General features: G+C 45.3%; 2 protein-coding genes and 1 pseudogene. All 3 read right to left on the minus strand.

Translation table 11 applies throughout. The annotated features are described in order from the left end of the window. Window positions 1-623, minus strand: a pseudogene (locus AB8P51_RS02220) (hypothetical protein); the annotation flags it as partial. Between the two features lie 163 nt (window positions 624-786). Further along, window positions 787-1,932, minus strand: coding sequence for a gliding motility-associated C-terminal domain-containing protein (locus tag AB8P51_RS02225; RefSeq protein WP_369747137.1), 1,146 nt, complete (start codon window positions 1,930-1,932; stop codon window positions 787-789). Further along, a partial coding sequence (locus AB8P51_RS02230) for a beta strand repeat-containing protein (RefSeq protein ID WP_369747138.1) occupies window positions 1,932-3,491 on the minus strand: 1,560 nt, incomplete at its 5' end. The genes AB8P51_RS02230 and AB8P51_RS02225, both read right to left, overlap by 1 nt.

The raw sequence follows: 3,491 nt of genomic DNA on the forward strand, positions 1-3,491 counted from the left end.
GGTCCTTGTGGCCCGGGATCTCCTTGCGGTCCCTGAGCACCGTCAGCACCATCAGCGCCGTCAGCTCCTGCGGGTCCTTGCGGTCCTTGTGGCCCGGGATCTCCTTGCGGTCCCTGAGCACCATCAACACCATCAGCGCCATCAGCACCGTCTGCCCCTGCGGGTCCTACTGGTCCCTGAGGTCCGGGATCTCCCTGTATTCCTTGTGGTCCTTGCGGTCCGGGGTCTCCCTGTATTCCTTGTGGCCCTGCTGGTCCTGTTAAGTCAGTTGAGGTAAAAGAAGTGCCATCTGAATAATTGATCGTAAAAGTACCGTTGTTGTTATCTACAAAAGTGAAGGTACCTTTGTTGGCAGAGCCATTACAAAGATCTATCCATTGGCCCCCGTCGTAATAGAAGACACAATCATCCTCAGTGTTGTACACCAGTGCTCCACGCAAGGGTTTAATGCTCTGCATTTGGGCCGTGGTAACACGGGTGAGTACAAATGCCTTGGTGGAGCTTTCCAATTCGATAATGGAGGCCGAATTGATCTGATTTGGGTTTTCACCGATCTTTACCTGAGCCGTCGCGAACTGACCAAGGAGAAGAACTGCGAGTAATAATAAATACTTTGAGTTCATTGTAAAAAGTTTGCGCATTTTTTTCATAGCCACGTAAAAATAGCGCACAGGCTGGGGAGGAGGTAATTATTGTTGTGAAGTGTTGGAATGCTGTTGTGAAGTGATAAAAGCTCGCCAGACGCCGAAGAATATGACAATTCAGCGAGTAGGATTCATCCTACAACTAACGTTCGAGGAACAAAAATCCCTGGAAATTTAAGCCCAGATCATCCATGGAAATGATGTAATAATAGAGGCCTTCCGGCAGTCCGATTCCACGATTCAAGACCATGTTTTCCACATTGGAAATTCCTGTAAATTGATCCTGGTAATTATCCATTTGGAAGACTTTCAGACCCCTGCGATCGTAAATTTCGAGTCGGTTATTGGGCGACTGATCCAGTTCCGGAATTTGAAGAAAATCATTGATACCATCACCGTTGGGAGAAATATAGTAATTATCCAGGGTCAGTAGTTCTTCGGCAACAGCCAGACTACCAAAAGTGATTATCTCAAAATCGTCGGGGACAAAAGGCGCAGAAGTAACAAAACCGGCATTCAGATCACCACCCGCCGCTGTATTTCCCAGGGGAAGCCACTGCCGGGCAGCTTTATTCCATCCCATCACCAGGATGTTTCCCACTTCTTCTGCGAATAAGGCTAAATTGCTTCGGGCATTCCAGCTGAGGGTCACCGTTGAAGTAACTGAGCCCTCCAGGCGCCAAAATTCGAACGTACTTACTGCTTCAACCGTCCGGGGTCTGATCTGTGTATTAAACGGACTAAAGGTAGAAGGAAAATTGGGATCTTCGTAAAAATAGGCACACTTGGAAAAAGCGTTTACCGCTTCAGAATTAAGGATCAAGGGTCTTATTTCATTAGCATCACCTACGGGGAAGGTAAAGGTTTGTTGCCCCGACATGGAGGCATACCCATCTACTTTGGAGATGTTGCTTTCCCCTACAAAGAAGGCATCCTGCAGAAATTCGTAGAACAGCTGTGGCTGGGCCTTATTGATCCTAAAATCCCCTGAAACAAAATTGGTGTTATTGCGGACACTTACGCTCGTATTAAGGATGACCCCGCCATCGGCGGCGATCTCCACGTCGAAGAAAACCGGATTAAGGGCCCCTGAAACTTCCAGGAAAGACGGGCCGTAGAAGCCTACTAATCCCAGGTTATCGTCAAAGATTCCGTCATTGATCAGGTTAGCATGGAATCCCATTTGCCCCTGGTCGTGAATACGCAGGTTCCCGCTGTTATATAGGGCGGGTTGGGCGAAAGCACTAAGTCCAACAAGTATTGCTATGAACGCTGCGCTTCTTTTCATTATGGAAAATCGATTATTGAAAAATAAAATTGGGCGTCTGTTGGAGTTTGAATCCCTGCCACCTCACTGTCGATCCAAACTCCAAAATTAGTTGTATCTGAGGTACTTACTACAATAGTAGCCCCAATAGGCAATCCTCTAAGGGTAAGTTGAACTATGTAACTGGTATTATCAGCGGCTGTTGTAAAATTTATTGTGTAACGACCAGCAGAGGCTCTTGTAACAGATGCGATATTATGATTTTTAATTACTCCTCCAAGGGCGCCATTAACATTTGCACCATCAATAAGCCCGAGGGCATGAAAAATATTTGTAGGATCTACAGAAGTTACCGAAAGATCGTAATCGTTACCTGATGGGGTAATACTTATGGAACCGTCTGTCGAAGTTATGGTTTGTATTTCGTTTGTTGAATCATTGTCGTTGTCTGCCACAGAAATAGTACCTCCTCCATCAGAGAGGGTTACATTGTTTCCTACCTGGGATAAAGTTTGTAGTTCATTAGCCGCACTATTATCATTATTATCAGGCACATCGATGGTAAGATTTGGATATGTACCTCCAATAGTGACATTTCCATTGCCACCATCGGCAAGTGTAACTGTTTGATCAGGTGCTGTGTTGACAACTTCAAAATTCTGTCCCACCTGATTGATATTAATACCCGTACCCGCAGAAACGGTTTGATTTTCATTGGTCGGATCATTGTCGTTATCTGCCACAGAAATAGTACCTCCTCCGTCAGATAGGGTTACATTGTTTCCTACCTGGGATAAAGTTTGTAATTCATTTGCCGGATTTGAATCTGCATCGTTCAATGAAGCTACATCAACAGTAAGGTTTGGATACGTTCCTCCAATGGTGACATTTCCACTACCACCATCGGCAAGTGTAACAGTTTGATCCGGTGCTGTGTTGACAACTTCAAAATTTTGTCCCACCTGATTCACCGTGATGGCTGTACCTGCTGAAACGGTCTGATTCTCATTGCCGGGATCATTGTCGTTGTCGGCCACAGAAATGGTACCTCCTCCGTCAGATAGGGTTACATTGTTTCCTACCTGGGATAAAGTCTGTAATTCATTTGCAGGACTATTATCATTATTGTCAGGCACATTGATGGTAAGATTTGGATATGTGCCTCCAATGGTGACATTTCCATTACCACCATCTACAAGTGTAACGGTCTGATCTGGTGCTGTATTTACTACCTCATAATTTTGACCTACTTGATTGACATTAACACCCGTACCGGCAGAAACGGTTTGATTTTCATTGGTCGGATCATTGTCGTTATCTGCCACAGAAATAGTACCTCCTCCGTCAGATAGGGTTACATTGTTTCCTACCTGGGATAAAGTTTGTAATTCATTTGCCGGATTTGAATCTGCATCGTTCAATGAAGCTACATCAACAGTAAGGTTTGGATACGTTCCTCCAATGGTGACATTTCCACTACCACCATCGGCAAGTGTAACAGTTTGATCCGGTGCTGTGTTGACAACTTCAAAATTTTGTCCCACCTGATTCACCGTGATGGCTGTACCTGCTGAAACGGT

Source organism: Muriicola sp. SD30 (assembly GCF_041205185.1).
Classification (GTDB): Bacteria; Bacteroidota; Bacteroidia; order Flavobacteriales; family Flavobacteriaceae; genus Muriicola.